Origin of the sequence: Pseudoflavonifractor hominis (assembly GCF_014288125.1) — a bacterium.
GTDB lineage: Bacteria > Bacillota > Clostridia > Oscillospirales > Oscillospiraceae > Pseudoflavonifractor_A > Pseudoflavonifractor_A gallinarum.
Genome location: NZ_JACOPR010000006.1, coordinates 45,837 through 62,795 on the forward strand (window position 1 = coordinate 45,837; position 16,959 = coordinate 62,795).

At 55.3% G+C, this 16,959-nt stretch carries 19 protein-coding genes and 1 pseudogene; 8 read left to right on the forward strand and 12 right to left on the reverse strand.

Going from position 1 to position 16,959, the window contains the following annotated elements; genetic code table 11:
- The first annotated feature begins 61 nt into the window (after window positions 1-61).
- The 6 genes from H8S34_RS10370 to H8S34_RS10395 all read left to right on the forward strand — a co-directional run bounded on the left by H8S34_RS10370 (window position 62) and on the right by H8S34_RS10395 (window position 5,495).
- Entirely contained in the window at window positions 62-886 is an 825-nt protein-coding gene (locus H8S34_RS10370) for a purine-nucleoside phosphorylase (protein ID WP_101691514.1), read from the forward strand.
- 11 nt (window positions 887-897) lie between these two features.
- The gene (locus H8S34_RS10375; RefSeq protein ID WP_101691513.1) at window positions 898-2,199 is read left to right on the forward strand and encodes an amidohydrolase family protein; all 1,302 of its coding nucleotides are present in this window, start codon (window positions 898-900) and stop codon (window positions 2,197-2,199) included.
- Window positions 2,200-2,211: 12 nt separating this feature from the next.
- Window positions 2,212-3,972, forward strand: a complete 1,761-nt coding sequence (locus H8S34_RS10380; protein ID WP_186963934.1) for a putative polysaccharide biosynthesis protein — start codon at window positions 2,212-2,214, stop codon at window positions 3,970-3,972.
- Between the two features lie 37 nt (window positions 3,973-4,009).
- Complete coding sequence (gene mazG, locus H8S34_RS10385) at window positions 4,010-4,798, forward strand: nucleoside triphosphate pyrophosphohydrolase (RefSeq protein WP_186963935.1); 789 nt, start codon at window positions 4,010-4,012, stop codon at window positions 4,796-4,798.
- Window positions 4,799-4,870: 72 nt separating this feature from the next.
- Window positions 4,871-5,185 carry an HU family DNA-binding protein gene (locus H8S34_RS10390; protein ID WP_328821073.1) on the forward strand — a complete coding sequence of 105 codons (315 nt, stop codon included), beginning with the start codon at window positions 4,871-4,873 and terminating at the stop codon, window positions 5,183-5,185.
- A 70-nt stretch (window positions 5,186-5,255) separates the two neighbouring features.
- The gene (locus tag H8S34_RS10395) at window positions 5,256-5,495 is read left to right on the forward strand and encodes an RNA-binding S4 domain-containing protein (protein WP_101691509.1); all 240 of its coding nucleotides are present in this window, start codon (window positions 5,256-5,258) and stop codon (window positions 5,493-5,495) included.
- A gap of 58 nt (window positions 5,496-5,553) precedes the next feature.
- Here the strand turns inward: H8S34_RS10395 and H8S34_RS10400 are convergent, their stop codons facing one another.
- The 4 genes and pseudogenes from H8S34_RS10400 to yabP all read right to left on the reverse strand — a co-directional run bounded on the left by H8S34_RS10400 (window position 5,554) and on the right by yabP (window position 7,113).
- A complete protein-coding gene (locus tag H8S34_RS10400; protein ID WP_494545931.1) occupies window positions 5,554-6,015 on the reverse strand; it encodes a S1 RNA-binding domain-containing protein in 462 nt (153 codons plus the stop codon).
- A 38-nt stretch (window positions 6,016-6,053) separates the two neighbouring features.
- A complete protein-coding gene (locus H8S34_RS10405; RefSeq protein WP_180956719.1) occupies window positions 6,054-6,329 on the reverse strand; it encodes a septum formation initiator family protein in 276 nt (91 codons plus the stop codon).
- 235 nt (window positions 6,330-6,564) lie between these two features.
- A pseudogene (yabQ, locus tag H8S34_RS15465) lies at window positions 6,565-6,822 on the reverse strand (spore cortex biosynthesis protein YabQ); the annotation flags it as partial.
- Between the two features lie 3 nt (window positions 6,823-6,825).
- A complete protein-coding gene (yabP, locus tag H8S34_RS10410) occupies window positions 6,826-7,113 on the reverse strand; it encodes a sporulation protein YabP (protein WP_101691506.1) in 288 nt (95 codons plus the stop codon).
- 135 nt (window positions 7,114-7,248) lie between these two features.
- Here yabP and H8S34_RS10415 point away from each other — a divergent pair, with 135 nt between their 5' ends.
- Window positions 7,249-8,238 carry a biotin--[acetyl-CoA-carboxylase] ligase gene (locus H8S34_RS10415; RefSeq protein WP_101691505.1) on the forward strand — a complete coding sequence of 330 codons (990 nt, stop codon included), beginning with the start codon at window positions 7,249-7,251 and terminating at the stop codon, window positions 8,236-8,238.
- A 67-nt stretch (window positions 8,239-8,305) separates the two neighbouring features.
- Here H8S34_RS10415 and H8S34_RS10420 read toward each other — a convergent pair whose 3' ends face one another.
- The 7 genes from H8S34_RS10420 to H8S34_RS10450 form a co-directional block, all read right to left on the reverse strand.
- Window positions 8,306-9,661 carry a diguanylate cyclase domain-containing protein gene (locus tag H8S34_RS10420; RefSeq protein ID WP_101691504.1) on the reverse strand — a complete coding sequence of 452 codons (1,356 nt, stop codon included), beginning with the start codon at window positions 9,659-9,661 and terminating at the stop codon, window positions 8,306-8,308.
- Between the two features lie 377 nt (window positions 9,662-10,038).
- A complete protein-coding gene (locus H8S34_RS10425) occupies window positions 10,039-11,250 on the reverse strand; it encodes a tyrosine-type recombinase/integrase (protein WP_186963936.1) in 1,212 nt (403 codons plus the stop codon).
- 143 nt (window positions 11,251-11,393) lie between these two features.
- A complete protein-coding gene (locus H8S34_RS10430; RefSeq protein ID WP_186963937.1) occupies window positions 11,394-12,626 on the reverse strand; it encodes a tyrosine-type recombinase/integrase in 1,233 nt (410 codons plus the stop codon).
- A gap of 326 nt (window positions 12,627-12,952) precedes the next feature.
- Window positions 12,953-13,192 carry a helix-turn-helix domain-containing protein gene (locus tag H8S34_RS10435; RefSeq protein WP_186963938.1) on the reverse strand — a complete coding sequence of 80 codons (240 nt, stop codon included), beginning with the start codon at window positions 13,190-13,192 and terminating at the stop codon, window positions 12,953-12,955.
- Window positions 13,193-13,201: 9 nt separating this feature from the next.
- On the reverse strand, window positions 13,202-13,705 hold the full coding sequence (locus H8S34_RS10440; RefSeq protein WP_436277850.1) for a type II toxin-antitoxin system PemK/MazF family toxin: 504 nt from the start codon (window positions 13,703-13,705) through the stop codon (window positions 13,202-13,204).
- Between the two features lie 1,108 nt (window positions 13,706-14,813).
- On the reverse strand, window positions 14,814-15,167 hold the full coding sequence (locus H8S34_RS10445; RefSeq protein ID WP_186963939.1) for a TIGR04076 family protein: 354 nt from the start codon (window positions 15,165-15,167) through the stop codon (window positions 14,814-14,816).
- 190 nt (window positions 15,168-15,357) lie between these two features.
- A complete protein-coding gene (locus tag H8S34_RS10450; RefSeq protein ID WP_186963940.1) occupies window positions 15,358-15,825 on the reverse strand; it encodes an RNA polymerase sigma factor in 468 nt (155 codons plus the stop codon).
- A gap of 514 nt (window positions 15,826-16,339) precedes the next feature.
- Between H8S34_RS10450 and H8S34_RS10455 the strand changes: the two genes are divergently transcribed.
- Window positions 16,340-16,672, forward strand: a complete 333-nt coding sequence (locus tag H8S34_RS10455) for a helix-turn-helix transcriptional regulator (RefSeq protein ID WP_087168760.1) — start codon at window positions 16,340-16,342, stop codon at window positions 16,670-16,672.
- A 50-nt stretch (window positions 16,673-16,722) separates the two neighbouring features.
- On the opposite strand, the gene H8S34_RS10460 is transcribed toward H8S34_RS10455, so the two are convergent.
- Entirely contained in the window at window positions 16,723-16,896 is a 174-nt protein-coding gene (locus H8S34_RS10460; protein ID WP_058966900.1) for a cysteine-rich KTR domain-containing protein, read from the reverse strand.
- Window positions 16,897-16,959: the final 63 nt, after the last annotated feature.

Consider the following 16,959-nt stretch of genomic DNA (forward strand, 5'->3'; position numbering starts at 1 on the left):
GACGCCGGACGGAAGTTCCGTCCGGCGTCCTGTTCCCCCATCCATTAGGAGGAATTGAACGATGAACTATACCTTTGCACAGTACCAGGAGAGCGCCGACTACATCCGCGGAAAGATCGGAGATTTTAAGCCCCAGGTCGCCATGGTGCTGGGTTCCGGTCTGGGCTTTATGGGCGATGTGGTGGAAAATCCCATCGTGGTCTCCTACCGGGACATCCCCCACTTTAAGGCGTCCACCGCGCCCGGCCACAAGGGCCAGCTGGTCTTCGGCACCCTGGAGGGACGCCGGGTGGCGGTCATGCAGGGCCGGATGCATCACTATGAGGGCTACTCCTACGAGGAGGTGTCCTATGCTGTGCGGGTGCTGCGTCTGCTGGGCTGCGACACCCTGGTGGTCACCAATGCCGCCGGCTGCGTGAATATGGACTGGAAGGCGGGCGACCTGATGCTCATCACCGACCAGATCAAGATCTTTATGGAGTCTCCTCTGCGCGGCGAGAACCTGCCTGAGTTCGGCGTCCGCTTCCCCGACGCCTCCAAGCTCTACACCCCTGCCCTGCGCCAGGTGGCCCGCAATGCGGCCAAGAACCTGGGCATCGAGCTGAAGGAGGGCGTGTATATGTACTTCCCCGGCCCGCAGTATGAGACCCCTGCCGAGGTTCGGTTTGCCCGCATCGCCGGGGCCGACGCGGTGGGCATGTCCACCGCGCCCGAGGTCATTACGGCCGGCCACTGCGGCATGCAGGTGCTGGGCTTTACCCTGCTGTCCAACATGGCGGCCGGTATTCTGGACCAGCCCCTGAGTGAGCAGGAGGTGCTCGAGGCGGCCGAGGCCTGCAAGGATAAGTTCTCCCGCCTGGTGCTGGAGTGCCTGAAGCAGATGTAAGGGGGCGCGGTATGAAGACCCTGATTTCCAATGTCCGTGCCGTGCTCATGGATGCGGCAGACACCGTTCTCTCCGGCGCCTTTGTGGCGGTAGAGGACGGCAAGATCTGCTCTGTGGGCACCCAGCGCCCCGACGGTCCCTTTGACCGGGAGATCGACGGTGGCAACAACGTCCTGATGCCCGGCTTCGTCAACGCCCACACCCATGTGCCCATGACGGCCATGCGTGGCTACGGCGACGGTAACAACCTTCAGGACTGGCTGGAGAAGTATATTTTCCCCACCGAGGCCAGATGGGATGACCGGGCGGTAGCATGCTGCACCGATCTGGGCCTGGCTGAGATGATCGCCTCCGGCGTGACATGCATTGCCGATATGTATATGCGCACCGGGGTTATCGCCCAGCGGGTGGCCCAGTCCGGCATCAGCGCCAATCTGTGCTGCGGCGGGGTGCTTTTCTCCGATACCTTTGACCCGGAGACCGACCATGAGTGCCAGGTGCAGCGTGCCCTGACCGAGGAGTGGCACGGCTACAACGACGGCCAGATCCGGATCGACGCCTCCATCCACGGGGAGTACACCTCCCGGGCCGACCTGTGGGAGTGGATGGCGGCCTATGCCCGGGAAAAGGACCTGGGCATGCACGTGCATATCTCTGAGACCCGCACGGAGCATGAGGCCTGCAAGGGACGCCATAACGGCCTTACGCCCATCCAGACCCTGAACCAGTACGGCGTGTGGGACACCCGGGCCATCGCGGCCCACTGTGTCTGGACCACCCCTGAGGATTGGGCCATCATGGCCGAGAAGGGGATCTCGGCCATTCACAATCCCATGTCCAACCTGAAGCTGGGCTCGGGCATCGCGCCGGTGTCCGCCATGCAGAAGGCGGGGGTCAACGTGGCGCTGGGGACCGACGGTGTCTCCTCCAACAACTGCACCGATCTCTTTGCGGAGATGAAGCTGGCGGCCATTCTCCAGAACGGCGCCAACTGCGACCCGCTGGCCGTTCTGCCCGCACAGGCCCTGCGCATGGCCACCGCCAACGGCGCCGCCGCTCTGGGCCGCAAGACGGGGCGCATCGAGGCGGGCTATGACGCCGACCTTATCCTGATCAACTTTGACGCGCTCAACCTCACGCCCTGTCACGACGTGATCTCCAATCTGGTCTACGCCGCCCGTGGATGCGACGTCATCATGAATATGGCTCGCGGTCAGGTCATATACCAGAATGGTGAGTTCCTCACCATCGACATTGAGCGGGTCAAGCGGGAGGTCCAGGACTACGCCCTGCCCCTGCTGTTCCAAAAGTAAGGGGGAGAACCGTTGTCCAGTCAGCAGAAAAAAAATACCTTTTTCGGCGGTGTGGCCGTGCTGATGGTGAGTACCATCATCATCAAGGTCATCGGTGCCATTTATAAGATCCCGCTGGGCATCATCCTGTCCGATGAGGCCTACGGCGATTTTGGCGCGGCCTACAACATCTATTCCTTTTTCCTGACGATCTCTACCGCAGGACTGCCCGTGGCCCTCTCCAAGACCGTGTCGGAGGCCAATGCTCTGGGCCGGTATAATCAGGTGCAGAAGGTCTTCAAGGTGGCCTTCTTTGCCTTCCTGACCATGGGCCTGTTCAGCTTTATCTGTATGTCGGTCTTTGCGCTGCCCGTGGCCACCTATGCCCTTCAGAACGAGAAGGCAGTGTGGTGTGTGGTGGCCCTCTCGCCGGCAGTGCTCTGTACCTGCTGCTGCTCGGCCTTCCGGGGCTATGCCCAGGGGCATATGAATATGATGCCGACGGCCATCTCCCAGGTCACCGAGAACCTCTCCAAGCTGATCATCGGCATGGGGCTGGCCCTCTTCATCGGCTCGCTGGCCATCCAGCCCGCCGATCTGGGCGACCGGATGATGGCGGTGGGCGCCATTGCGGGCGTGTCGGTGGGCAGCATCCTGTCGGTCTTTTATCTGTTCTTCAACCACCGGCGCACCAATCGGCTGCGCCCCGGCCCCTTTACCGACCGGGCGGACAGCTCCAAGGTGATCCTGGGGCGGCTTCTGAAGCTGGCCATCCCCATCACCATCAGCTCTTCCACCAGCGCCATTGTGACGCTCATTGACACCAACCTGGTCAACGGACAGCTTCAGAATGTGTTCCAGAGTATCCAGGACGCGGGGCCCACGGTCACCGAGGGCGTGCGCGGACTCTTTGACATCGGCAACAAGGCGGTCCTGATCCTCCAGCAGAACATGCAGGCTGCCCTGACCGATCCCAGCGTAGTCCCGGTGCTGGACTCTGCCCGCGGACTGTACGGCGCCTATCAGAAGTGTATGAGCATCTACAACCTGCCCTTCAATCTGATGGTGCCCCTCACCGCCAGCATCATCCCCGCCGTGTCGGCGGCCCGTGCCCGCCGCAATGACCTGGAGGCCCGGAAGGTCTCCGAGTCGGCGCTGCGCTTTGCCGCGCTCCTGGCCCTTCCGGCCGGCGCCGGACTCTTTGTCCTGGGTGAGCCCATCATCCGCCTGCTCACCGGCGGCAGCACGGACTACACCATTGCCGGTCCTCTGCTGTCCATCCTGGGACTGGCGTCCATCTTCGTGTGCGTGCAGCTCATTGCCACCTCCATCCTGCAGGCCAACGGCATTGTGAACCTGCCCATCGTCACGGTGGTGATCGGCGGCGTGGTGAAGATCCTGGTCAACTACACGCTGGTGGGCAACCCCAACATCATGATCTACGGCGCGCCGGTGGGCACCCTGTGCTGCTTTGCCATTGCGGCAGTGCTCAACCTGCTCATCATCAAGGCGCGGGTCCCCAGTGCACCCAGCTATACAAAAGTCTTTGTGAAGCCGGTCATCGCGGCGGCCATTATGGGCGGCGGCGTATGGGCGGTCTACGGAATGATGGAGCGCATCCTGGGCGGCGATCAGCTCGGCTTCCTGGACAATGCCGTGGCGGTGGCCGTGGCCATCGGCGTGGGCGTGGTGCTCTATCTGGTGCTGGTACTGGCCCTGCATGTGATTTCCAGGGAAGATTTGGAACTCATGCCCAAGGGAGAGAAACTTGCAAAGATTCTGCACATTCATTAAAATGAAGTGTAGGAGCTGTTGCAGGAGGAATGAAAATATGGTAGATTTTGAATACAAGCAGCACTATACGGTAAAAGATTTAGAAGAGATCGTGCGCATCCTCCGGGCCCCCGGAGGATGCCCCTGGGATGCCGAGCAGACCCACGAGTCCATCCGCCGCAACTTCCTGGAGGAAGCCTATGAGGCGGTGGAGGCCATCGATGAGGGCAGCGCCGAGCACCTGCGGGAAGAGCTGGGAGATGTCCTGCTCCAGATCGTTCTCCACGCCCGTATGGAGGAGGAGCAGGGACGCTTCGACCTGGACGGTGTGGCGGATGGGATCTGTCAGAAGCTCATCTACCGCCATCCCCATGTCTTTGGGGATGTGAAGGTGTCGGGCACCGGGGAGGTCCTCTCCAACTGGGAGGATCTCAAGCGCAAGGAGAAGGGCCAGAAGACCAACACGGATGCCCTCTCTGCCGTGGCCCGGAGCCTGCCCGCCCTGTGGCGGGCCGAGAAGGTCCAGAAGAAGGCGAAGAAGGCCGGATTTGACTGGCCCGATGTCTCCGGTGCGCTGGACAAGCTCTCCGAGGAGATCGAGGAGCTCAAGACCGCTGTTGCCGAGGGCTCCAACATCGAGGAGGAGCTGGGGGACCTGCTCTTTTCTGCGGTCAATGTCTCCCGTTTTGTGAAGGTGGACACGGAGCAGGCGCTCACAAAGGCCACCGATAAATTCATCGACCGGTTCCGCAAGGTGGAGGCCCAGGCCAAGGCCGAGGGACGCCCCATGGAGGAGATGTCCCTGGCGGAGCTGGACGCGCTCTGGGAGCGCGCGAAACACGCATAAAAGCGGGAGACTTCCGGCCCAGAGAGGGAACGGCGCGATTCGCGCGCCTGGAAGCCGCTTTTAGGATACAGGGTGAAACCCGCCCGCAACAATGCACAGGAGGAAAAAACCATGAATAAAACTGAACTCATCGCCGCTGCTGCCGAGAAGTCCGGCCTGTCCAAGAAGGATACGGAGAGCGCTCTGAACGCTGCCATCGACGTCATCACTGCCGCCCTGACCGAGGGTGACAAGATCCAGCTGGTGGGCTTTGGTTCCTTCGAGGTGAAGAACCGCGCCGCCCGTACCGGCCGCAACCCCAAGACCAAGGAGCCCATTGAGATCCCTGCCTCCAAGCTGCCCATGTTCAAGCCCGGCAAGGCCCTCAAGGATGCTGTTTCCAAGTAAGCATTGAAACGGATCGCGGCCCCGGGCATCTGCCCGGGGCCGCTGTGCAGCTGGAAGAGGAGGTATGCGGATGCGTCTGGACAAATGGCTGAAGGTCTCCCGTCTCATCAAGCGCCGTACCGTGGCCAATGAGGCCTGTGACAACCAGCGTGTCACAGCCAATGGCCGCCCCGTCAAGGCGTCTTACGACGTGAAGGAGGGGGATGTGCTGGAGCTGCGGTTTGGAGAGCGCACCGTAAAGGTGCAGGTCCTCACCGTGGCCGAGCATGTGGGTAAGGCCGATGCCCCCGCCATGTACCGGGAGCTGTAAGAAGCGCACCAGAAACAAAATATCCCGCTCCGGTAAAGCCGGAGCGGGATATATTTTTTTACTTTCGGCCGCCGCGGCGGGAACCACGCTTGTCCATGTAGCGCAGCTCGGAGAGCTTGCTGTCCGAAGCCTGCATGAACTGCTTGAGGCGATCCTCAAAAGAAGTGGGCTCCTGGGGAGCCGCACGGCGGAATCCGGCGCCTCCGCCGGCCGCCCGAGGGGCGCCATTGGGCCGTCCGCCGGAACGGGGACCACCGGCGGGACGGGGAGGAGGATCCATAGCCTTCTTGATGGAGAGATTGATCCGGCCGTTCTCGTCGATCCCGATGACCTTGACCTTGACCTCCTGTCCCTCCTTCAGATGGTCCTTGACATCACTGACATAGGAATAAGCGATTTCCGAGATGTGGACCAGACCGGACTTGTTCTCCGGCAGGGACACGAACGCACCGAACTTTGTGATACCTGTTACTTTACCTTCCAGAATCGAACCAACACCGAACTCCATACTGACTGAAATATCCTCCTTTAAGTTAAAACGGGGACACAAGGCCCGCGTCAGTCGGTGAACAGGATGACCTGATCGCCGGGAGCAGCCAGCCCAAGCTTGGTGCGGGCCATGTCAGCCTGACGGTCGGGATCGTCGCTGTTGTCTACGGCGTCCTGCAGATCGGCGTTGATCTGAAGCTGAGCATCCCGCTCCGCCTGCAGTGCGTCCCGCTCCGCCTGGGCGCTGAGAATCTGGGTGCGCAGATTGAGCAGTGCGCTTGCGGTGACCACCAACAGGGCAAACACGACCAGTTTGGTCAGAAATCCCGCCGGTTTTGTCTTCATGGGCTCCGCCCCCCTTTCGCTGCGCGGCCCCGCGGGGCACGGCATCATCCATTTCACCGATTAGTAGCTTTATTCTATACCATTTCCGGCGATAATGGAAGTTCTTTTTTGTGTTCTGTACTATTTTTTTACGGATCCGCCGCAGAAGGATCAGAGGAGAGACCGCCAGACGAAAGAGAATGCCGGCAAAATCAGCCATCCGGTAACCCAGAAAGAGAAACAGAGGACTGAGCAGCAGGAAGTAGCCGATGGCGCCGCCCAGTACGGCGGCCACCATGTAGAAGCGGAGGACCCCGCCGCCGGTATCCAGAGCGTGGAGGAAGAGGCCAAGAGTCACCAGAAGCCAAAAGAGAAAATCCAGCAGACCGCCCAGCCAGCGCCACCGGCACCGGCAGCGGAGGATGCGGAAGCAGTCATACACCATCCCGGTCCCCAGGCCCAGGCCCAGGGCCGAGAGGAGGGCGGTGAGCTGGCCGGAAATGGAGACACCCATGGCTCAGCGGAACAGGCGGGCAAAGAGACCGCCCTGTGCATTCCGGCGTTCTTCGTAGGTCAGGGAGTCAATGCTGCCCTCTACTTTCAGATCGCCCCCGTCCAGACTGAGCTTTTCAATGTGGAGGTTTTCCCCCCGCACGATCAGAACACCCTTGATGGTATCCATTACAATGCTGTTTTCGTCAAAGCTCTCCACCTCTTCCACGCCGGAGACGGTAAGCTGCTCCCGCCCTTCGAGAATGATGTGGTGGAGCACATCCGCACCGGGGCGTGCTTCGTCATATGCCATGGTACATCCCGCCTTTCCCAAATCTTGCTACTATGTATATGGAACGACAGGAGAGGATATGCCCGGGAGGGAGTTGACGTAAGTCCCTGCCAGCAGGTACAATGGGAGCAATGGAAACGAGAAGGAGGAACCGATATGCTCCGGGAAGATGTGCTGAAACTGCTGAAAGAGGGGGAGGGGCCCCAGTCCGGGGAGGAGATGAGCCAGCGGCTTGGTGTGAGCCGGGCGGCCGTCTGGAAGGCTGTGAGCGCCCTCCGGGACGAGGGCTATCTCATCTCGTCCGCGCCCAATCGGGGCTATCGGCTGGAGGCCTCGCCGGACCGGATCTCTGCGGGAGAGCTGGCCGGAAGTCTGGCGGGATGCGTTCTGGGCCGGGAACTAATATGCTTGGATACGGTGGACTCCACCAACAGTGAGATCAAGCGCCGGGCGCTGGAGGGCGCTGCGGAGGGCCTGACCGTGCTGGCAGATCAGCAGACGGCGGGCCGCGGACGGCGGGGCCGTGGATTTGTCTCCCCGGCGGGGAAGGGGCTATATCTCTCGGTCCTCCTGCGGCCGGAGAGCGCCCTGCGGGAGCTGCTCTGGCTCACGGCCTGGACCGGCGTGGCGGTCTGCGATGCGGTGGAGGAGGTCTGCGGCTTCCGTCCGGGCATCAAATGGACCAATGACATCGTCTGGAATGGGCGGAAGCTGTGCGGCATCCTCACGGAGCTGGGGATGGAGGGCGAGGGCGTCCAGCCCCAGTATGTGGTCATCGGCGTGGGAATCAATGTCTCCCAGACTGCCGAGGACTTCGGGCCGGAGGTGGCGCCTCTGGCCGTGTCGCTGGGAGAGATCCTGGAACATCCACCCCGCCGGGCGGAGCTGGCAGCGGCGCTGCTCCGGTCGCTGGACACCCTGCGGGCGGAGTTTCCCCGGAGCAGGGAGCGCTATTTGGAGCAGTACCGGAGAGACTGTGTGACCTTGGGGAAAGAGGTGCGGATCCTCCGGGGCAGCGAGAGCTGGGCCGGTGTGGCGGAAGAGATCGACGAGGATTTCCAGCTGGTGGTCCGCCGGAGCGATGGACGGCGGGAGATCGTCAACGCGGGCGAAGTCTCTGTGCGGGGCATGCTTGGTTATGTATGAGAAGAGCCGGCAGGCCGGAATTATTCCGGCCTGCCGGCTTTTGTATCGCATATCGCGGGACAGGAGCTCAGGGGAGGGAGTGGATGCAGATCCCATCCTTCCGGTGGTGTTTGACCTGATAGAGCAGCTGATCCGCCTGGACATACAGGGAAGAAAAGGAACGAGACTGGTGGAAGAAGAGTCCCCCAATACTCATGCCGGCCTGATGGCCTGCACAGAGGGTGGACAGACTCTTCCGATAGGCCTCACAGAGAGACTGGGTGCGAAGCTGAAAGACTTCAAGCTCGGAGAGGTTGGGGACCAGGACCACAAATTCATCCCCGCCCAGACGGGCACAGATGCCATCCGGGAAATGGGCCCGCAGCTGTGCCGCGGCCATCTGGAGTACCCGGTCTCCGGTCGCATGGCCAAAGCGGTCGTTGATCTGCTTGAAATCGTCCAGATCCAGCAGCAGGAAACCATAGGACGCCCGCTCTGCCGCCAGGAGAGCGGACATGCATTCCTCTGCGCCCCGGCGGTTATAGATCCCGGCCAGGAAATCCCGGATGGAATTGTCCTTCAGAAGGGTTTGATAGGCCACCCGCTCCGAAATATCCACCAGGACGCTGATGATCGCGGGGCGCCCTTCCTCTGTGACGATCTTTCGCCCCACGTCATGGACCCAAAGATAGGAGCCGTCTTTTTTGCGCAGGCGGTATTCCACATCGTACTTGTCACTGGCGGCAAAACTATCCGCGATGGCCCGGATCACGCCGGGGAGGTCATCGGGATGGATCGTGTTGGCGATCTTTTCCTCTGTGTCGGCGCAGAATTCCGAATAAGTATAGCCCAACATATCCAGGGCGTGGTCGTTGATGATGTAGAGGGGAAAATCCGGCTCCAGATAGCCGCCCATGATGCCGCCCGGTACGATTTCATTGAAGAGCTCGGCGAGTTTGCTCTGGGAGTCGGCATTCATTTTTTTCAGTTCCTGAGCGGCGTAATGGAGCGGGAAAAATTCCCGCTCCTGCTGAATGGGATTGGCGCAGGACATGTGCAGGCTGAAGGCCCGGTATTTGCCCTCCTCGGCCCGAAAGCCGGCCGTAAGACGGGTGGAAAAGTAGGCGCGGCCCTCACCGGGGACCTCGGCGGAAACCTCGATTTGACAGAGGCAGCTGTAAATCCCCGGGGCAACTTCTTTTTCCCAATAGGAATGGATCTGATAATGATTGGGGTTTGGTTCCGAGTGCAATTCCTCCTGGAGCAGGGCGGCAAATTCGGCCCGGCCATGGGCTTCCTCGTGAACACCGGTTCCAAGACTGTAAATATCCTCTGTGACCTGGGCAAGGGCGGCATCCAGATCGCGGCGGACAAGATAGGCGTCAAAAAACGCGCAGAGAGACTGATATACGGGGGAGGAGGTCGATAAGTTGGTTCCCAGCATGATATGGCTCTCCTAATAATGAATGGTAGATGCGCGAAACGCAAGAGTTTATTTACAATTATACTAAATACAGATAGGAAAAGCAAGTTTATATGGAAGGCCGGGAACCGGGAAAGCAAACCGCCTGCACGGTTACGGCGTCCATGCGATTTTGCGGGAACCCCAATCCAGGAAATGCAAAAAATGCCGCCCGGAACGGGCGGCATTTTTGAAAATCCAAAGGAAAAAATCAGCGCTTGCTGAACTGGGGAGCGCGGCGGGCAGCCTTCAGGCCGTACTGGCGTACAGTTTAGCGCCGGTTTTCCTTGATATTACGGGCTTTTTGGACCCTGCCCTCAAATGTTGCCCCAGTATTTAATCATAAAAATGGGGGCATTTTAGACACCAACAGATGGAGCAAATGCAGCATTTACAACACTCAGAAGTTCCTCCGGTTTATTATACTTCACCTGCGCGTAAATGTCCATAGTCGTCTTACTGTTTTCATGCCCGGCAAGATATTGAACAGTTTTTGGGTCAATGCCTGCATACAGCAGGTTAGTAATATAGGTGTGGCGAAGTTGATGTGGGGTCACATCAAAGTCAATAGCATACACCAACTTAGGGTTATTTTTCTGATGACTGCCAGGGGTGGGCGTTACCGTACACTTCACGCACTGGTCATTTACATACTTATAATAGGTATGCGGTTTTGTGGATCGGACGGTTACATATTTCCAAACCCGCTGGAACTGCGAAGATGAAAGAGGCTGTCCATTTCTGTCAGCAATCACATATTCCGATTCGGTTTTCTCTTTCACTTCCCGCAGGCAGTCTGTCAAACACTTTGGGATCGGAACATCTCTCCGGGCCGCCTTCGTTTTCAGCGTTGTGGAAATCACCGGCCTGTTATTTTCTGAGCGCCATGCTCTCCGTACAGAGATGTACGGCGTAGGAACATCCAGAAATACGCAGTCCCATTGCAGACCCAAAATTTCTTCGCGCCGCAGGCCGGAATATAAAGCGATCATTATAAAGGTATAGGGCGGAAGCCCTCGGACAGTATCTAAAAGTAGCTTCACTTGCTCATCCGTCAAGGCATTTATCTTTTTCCCCGGTTTTCCCCCTTTGGCCGAGAGTCCCTCACAGGGATTATATTCAAGTAATTGGCTTCGCTCTGCAGAATAAAAGACACATTTTAGGAGCATATTTACCTTACTATACAATCCAGCAGATTTTGAAGCCAATGGAATCATCGCAAGCCGAATATCGTCTGCAGTCACATCCTCAAGATACATATCGCCTAAAGGCTTGACAATATAGTTGTTCATGGTCTGGGTATATCCTCTCAACGTGCCGGAAGATACCTTTGCCGACTGCATAAGCAGCCACTTCTCACAATACTCTGCCACCGTTGGATGTTTTCTGCGGAAAACCGCATCCTCTACTTGGCGTCGGGCCTCCAATTCTTTTTGGTAAAGTTCTTCGCTGGTTTCAGCATACAAATCCACCCTCTTTCCATCGGCATCGGTAATCCGAGTCCTGTAATATTGAATCCCCCTCCGCATGGTAGTGCCATACCGGGGAACATTTTCTTGTTTTTTCGCCATGATTTCAGTTCCTTTCTATTTAATATGTATTTCAGCGCCGATACCTTCTTTATACTGAAAAATCATGGCTCTATCAAAGGTGCGATTCTGGGAAACGCAAAGGGCGGGGAACACTCCCCGCCCTTTGTACGTTTTCCGTCAAATTATTGTGCCGCTTCGTATTCACCGCCATCCCATTCTGCAAAGGCTCCGCTTAAAACTCCTGCCAGTTGCTCCGGCTTGTTGTACTTTACCTTCGCATAAATGTCCATTGTGATTTTACTGCTCTCATGGCCAGCCAAGTATTGAACTGTTTTAGGGTCTACGGAAGCGTGAATCAAATTTGTGATGTAGGTATGACGAAGCATGTGTGGCGTAACGTCAAAATCCAGGCTATATACCACATGACCATTGTTCCGTGCTTTTTCACCCAGCTTCGGGTAAAGCATATACTTCACATATTTCCCGTCCACAAGTTTGCGGGCTATCCTCGGTTTTGCTGTCCGTGTCACAATATACTGCCAAAGACGCTTAAACTGCGTATAAGACAGCGGCTCTCCATCCTGGTTAGCAATTACATAGTCTGATGTCGATTTTTTCTTTGCCTCTCTCAAGCACTCTGCCAAACGATCCGGGAGAGGGATATTCCGCTCCGCAGCCTTCGTTTTTAACTCTGTGAGAATGACCGGCCTGTTATGTTCCGTGTGCCACGCCCGCCGGACCGTCAGATACGGCGCTTCTGTATCCAGATATACCGAATCCCATTGCAGCGCAAGGATTTCTTCCCGCCGCAGCCCGGCATACAGGCCGATCATCACAAATACATAGGGCGGCAACCCGCGAATGGCATCCAAAAGCCGTTCTACCTGTTCATCCGTCAAAGCCTGCCGCTCCTCCTGCGGAACGCCTCCGCCTTTTGCCTCAAGGTATATCGTCGGGTTTGTATCAATCACATGGCTTTCCTTGGCCGCCCGGAAAATAGACTTGTAGAGGATTACCACAGACTTATAGACCGAAGCTGACTTTTTAGAAACTGGCACAAGGGCAACCTGGATGTCGTCCAGGGTTACATCAGCCATTCGTTTCTCGCCCAGCTCCTTGATAATATGCCGCCGCACCTTGGATGTATAATCAATCAATGTGGTGGCACGGATATGGACGGACTGCATCAGAAGCCACTTTTCACAATACTCGGCAACCGTGGGGGATTTACGCCGGAATGTAGCATTGTCGATTTGCTCAAGAGCTGCCATTTCCTTGTCGTAAACTTCCTCGCGGGTTTTTCCGTAAAGAATCACCCGTTTGCCATCTGCGTCCTCAATATCTGTTTTGTAATACTCATGCCCATTTATCTGGACTTTGCTGTACCTGGGAATTCGTTTTCTTTTTGCTGCCATTTTTCTACCTCCAAATGCAATCAGTGTTGTATCTTTGTTTTACCAAAACCACACGATCTGCTCAAAGGTGCGATTTCGCATCTTACACTCTGAACATAAAACAGCCGATTGATTCTTTCTGAAAAAACCAATCGGCTGTCCATCTCAGATATGTGAAGTTTTTTAATTCCCTAAGTGGAGAGACATAGCATAAATTCCATCTAAAATCAAGTTTATAACATCAATCTTATAAACTTTTATTTTTCAGAAGTTTATAAGATCGTAGTGATGTTTGTCGGAACGTGCCGCTTTCACAGCCGATTCTGCTAAATGCACCTTTGGGGTTTTTACAAATGCTGTGCTTTACCATTACGCACATTTCGGTAGGTTGCTTTCTTTTCCACAGGTTTTGCCCGATAGGTGCATTTAGCAACATATTCCTGAAGGTAGGCAGAAGTGAAATATACGCATCCATTCGGCACATACTGAATATAGGAAATCAAGCCACTGTTTCTGGCTTCATCCAACGTGGCAAGGCTGATTCCCAACAGTCTTGCCGCCTCCTTACGAGTAATCAGCTTTTCCATATTCAATCTTCACTTCCTTTCCTTCTTTTTTACCACTTCATAGTCAAAACCGGGCCGCTGGCCGCAGTAGGTACAGATGTCCTTTTCCACCCGGCCAGGGTGAACCCTGCGCAAATAATAAGAGCCTGTACCGTAGAAGTTGTTGGCACAGGCCGGACAAAGGCACATGATTAAATTTGGGGGTGTTTCTTCGATCAATCCCACACTGACAGCCAGGGCGCGGTTGAGCCGGCGAATATGCTGTTCCTCCAGATGTCCGATGTACGTTTCCAGCCGCCTTTTATCAATGGTGCGGAGCTGCTCCATCAGCACCAGAGAAGGCAGCTCCAGGCCGTTCTCTGCTTTGAGAAGGTAATGGGTAGGCAGCTTGGCCTTGGCGTCCACTTTGCTGGATATGGCTGCCACAATGACCGTGGGGCTGTGCTTGTTTCCAGTATCATTCTGAATAATAAGGACAGGGCGATAACCTTCCTGCTCGGAGCCGATTCCCCGGCCCAAATCGGCATAGTACATATCGCCGCGATGATATGTTCTGTTCATGCTTTATGACCTCCCTTTGAAATGCAGGCGGCTGATGCCGCCTATGTAGAGCCGGACAGCAGAACAGAATGAAGGCCGGGGAGAGATAAAACAATCCTCTTGTTTTCATTGGCCCGTCCTGCTGTACGGCTCGTATTTCAAAGATGCTCCTATTTGTCCTCGACACCCCGAAGCACCGTGGTGGGAAGTCATCAAACGGCTGGCAGCTCACCAGCTCCACGGGGAATCTCACCCCTCGCGTGGTTCTCACGCAACCGCCCCCATTGCCTGCGACGGATCACGGCAAAATAGAGCCGCTTCAACGCTCGGACGTTAGGCTGGACGGGAGTATCGCTCCGCTGCTGGTCATGGCCGTACCGGGAGCCGCCCGGTACTGGCAGCCTGCTGTTTCTCGCTCCTTGCCGGGAAGAACAAACCAAAGACCTACAATTTCTTTTTTCGGTGGTGTCTCGTTGTTTTCTCCCGGCAGATCGCCGCGCAGCCGCTACCTGGGCTTTGGCTTTCGCCAAAGCAGCGGGAATGTGCTTGATGAATGGGTATGCAGTTTTCAAGGTGCCGTGAGGCCATAAAAAGAACCTCTCACCCTATTTGCCGTTGAGGGTGAGAGGTTGCACAACGATTATTCCAAAATTTTTTTAAGTTTTTTGAGGACCTTCATTTTCCGAACATGAACAGCATTGCGGTACACGCCAGAGCGCCAGCCATGCAATGCCGTTTTGCAGGTCGTCTTGATATTCTGATACCATGTCCCTAAGACTTGCCATCGGCGGCCCTCCTTTCTGAAAAATGACATAAGAAAAGCAGGAAACCTTTCAATGATTTCCTGAATTGTAAAACTTGCTGAACGGGAACAACAGCTTTCCTCCTTTCTCCCGGTGTCCGGGCATAAAAAGAGCAGGGAACCTGTTTCAAGATTTCCTGCTCGGTGGTGCCGCCGGTGGCGGCGGGTATTCAGTTTTGAAAGTTCGGGGTAGGTTGGCCCGAAAATGAAAAGCGTAATATCTTTTCATAATCACAAATACCTCCGCAACTTCCTATTTTCGCTGACTGTTGGACAGAGACAGATTACAGCGCAAGGTAATCATGGCTCTTTCCAGAAGCCGCCCTTATGAAAATTGGGGTTTCCGAGAGGTTTTGCTGTTAGACGGAACATCACACAACCATCAGGACAGACAATAGTTTTACTATATTTACTGTCCCCACCCAAATTTTCTAAATCACCGCCACTTCTAATTGCTTCCATTAACGGATACAACATAATCATTGTTTTAGAGCAAATTCCGTATCCATCCTTATTGACCGGACAGCCATAAGTACAAGTGTATTTGTCGCCAATTTCTTCGCCATTGCGGCAGTATCTCTCTGTATGGTCGCCTCTCAAAAAGCCGGTAACTTCAATTTCAAATTCATATTCCTCATCATACCATTTCTTCATAGCTATCCTCCGCAAATAGTTTATGTCGTTGGCTTTATTATACTATGGCAGCTTACTTATGGGAATAGATGATTTGTAAACTTGCGGAATCGAGACAAGAGTTTGGGGATATTCCCCAATAAGCAAAATCCCCGGCCCGGCAGGAGTGGCCGGGTCAGGGATTTGCCCGTATTTATAGGCTTTGAGATAATCAGGGCTGCTCTATAAAGCCTTCCAACAAAGACTTGAGCTTTTTAAGGACCTTCATTTTCCGAACATGAACAGCATTGCGGTACACGCCAAGCTCGTCTGCATATTGCCGTTCTGTCTTTTCCTCAAAGAACAGCGCCTGGATCAGCGCACGTTCTTCTGGGGTAAGCAGGGAAAGCGCGGTATGTAGCCTGTCCACTTCCAGCTTGTGAAGCACCACGCTCTCCACACTTTCCTGCTCATCGGAGAACTGCTGGGCATTTTCATCCACCAGCCGGTCCAAAGAATCTTCGCGGCTGGGGATGATCTGCACCACTTGGCCCTCCTTTCCGAGAACGAATCGCTCGGTTTTCAAATCGTTCTCAAAATAGCGCATTTTCCGGTCGCCCTGCATATAGGCCCGGTACACTTCATCCGTGACCTCAACATATTGGCCGCGAATCCATATTCTCTTTTTATCAGCGTCCACGCTGTTTTACCTCCAATCAGTCTGAATTGCGAGAAATTCAGACTGGCCGGCGGTCCCCTACAACGTGGGAATGGGGTTCCTCTATATTGAAAAACGCACCTGCAGAATGGGACAACAGCCCCAACAGCAAGTGCGTTTCCTTTTAGTTCGTGTAAATCATGGCATGATGGTTCAGTATGAAGGGCATAATATCCCGTTGAAAAACGGGAAGTTTTTTTGACCGTACACCGTCAAGCAGGCGGCCTACGACATAGAATCATACTCGCTGCTTCTAATGAGCAGCGGTGCGCAGGATGACCAACGCATGAAATATCCCTCCAGGCCAAAAACGTGGTCTGGAGGGATGGGCATGACAAAGCACCCTGCCAAAACCTCGTTTTTTTATTGGCAGGGCCATCTATACGATTCGGGTCAGTTCACTTTTCTCTGCACTGTCAGTTCTCTAAAATTTGAACTGCTATGCCATTACAAATCTGGCATAAATCTGTAAAATAGAAAGAGAGGTGAACTGTAGGTGCAGAGTAAACATGAAACGCTTGGTGAGATCATCAAGAATGCCCGCATAAAAGCAGATATTACGGTCGAAGATCTGGCCGCCAAGGTCGGAGTAGGCGAGAGATTTATATATCGTATCGAGAACGAAGGCAAAAAGCCCAGCTACGACATCCTGTATAAGTTGATTCGGGAGCTGTCCATTTTACCCGATCAGATTTTCTTCCCAGAAAAGCAGATTGAGGATTCCGAAATGGAAAGCCTGGTCCGTATGCTGTATAACTGCGATGAGCGTTCTATGCAGATCATCAAGGCGACAGTTAGGGCGGCCTTGGACAGCCAGCCCAAAGAGTGAAAAAGAGCCGATGTCCGTGGGAAATTCTCACAGGTTCATCGGCTCTGCGTCTATGCGTCTGGCTCTTTGATGACAACGATATGTAGTTGTTTCGCCTGGATCAAGCTCTCTCGTTTGCACTTCGGGCAGTAGAGAGGATAATTGATTAAAACCGTATCCTCTCTGATTCGATCACGGGTTTTATTCCCGCAGACGGGACAATAAACCCACTCTGTTTGCTGCATGGGAATCACCTCCGTTCTCCTGTTTTCAAGACATGGCCGAGGGCTTGCGTCTCTGCAAGCCTG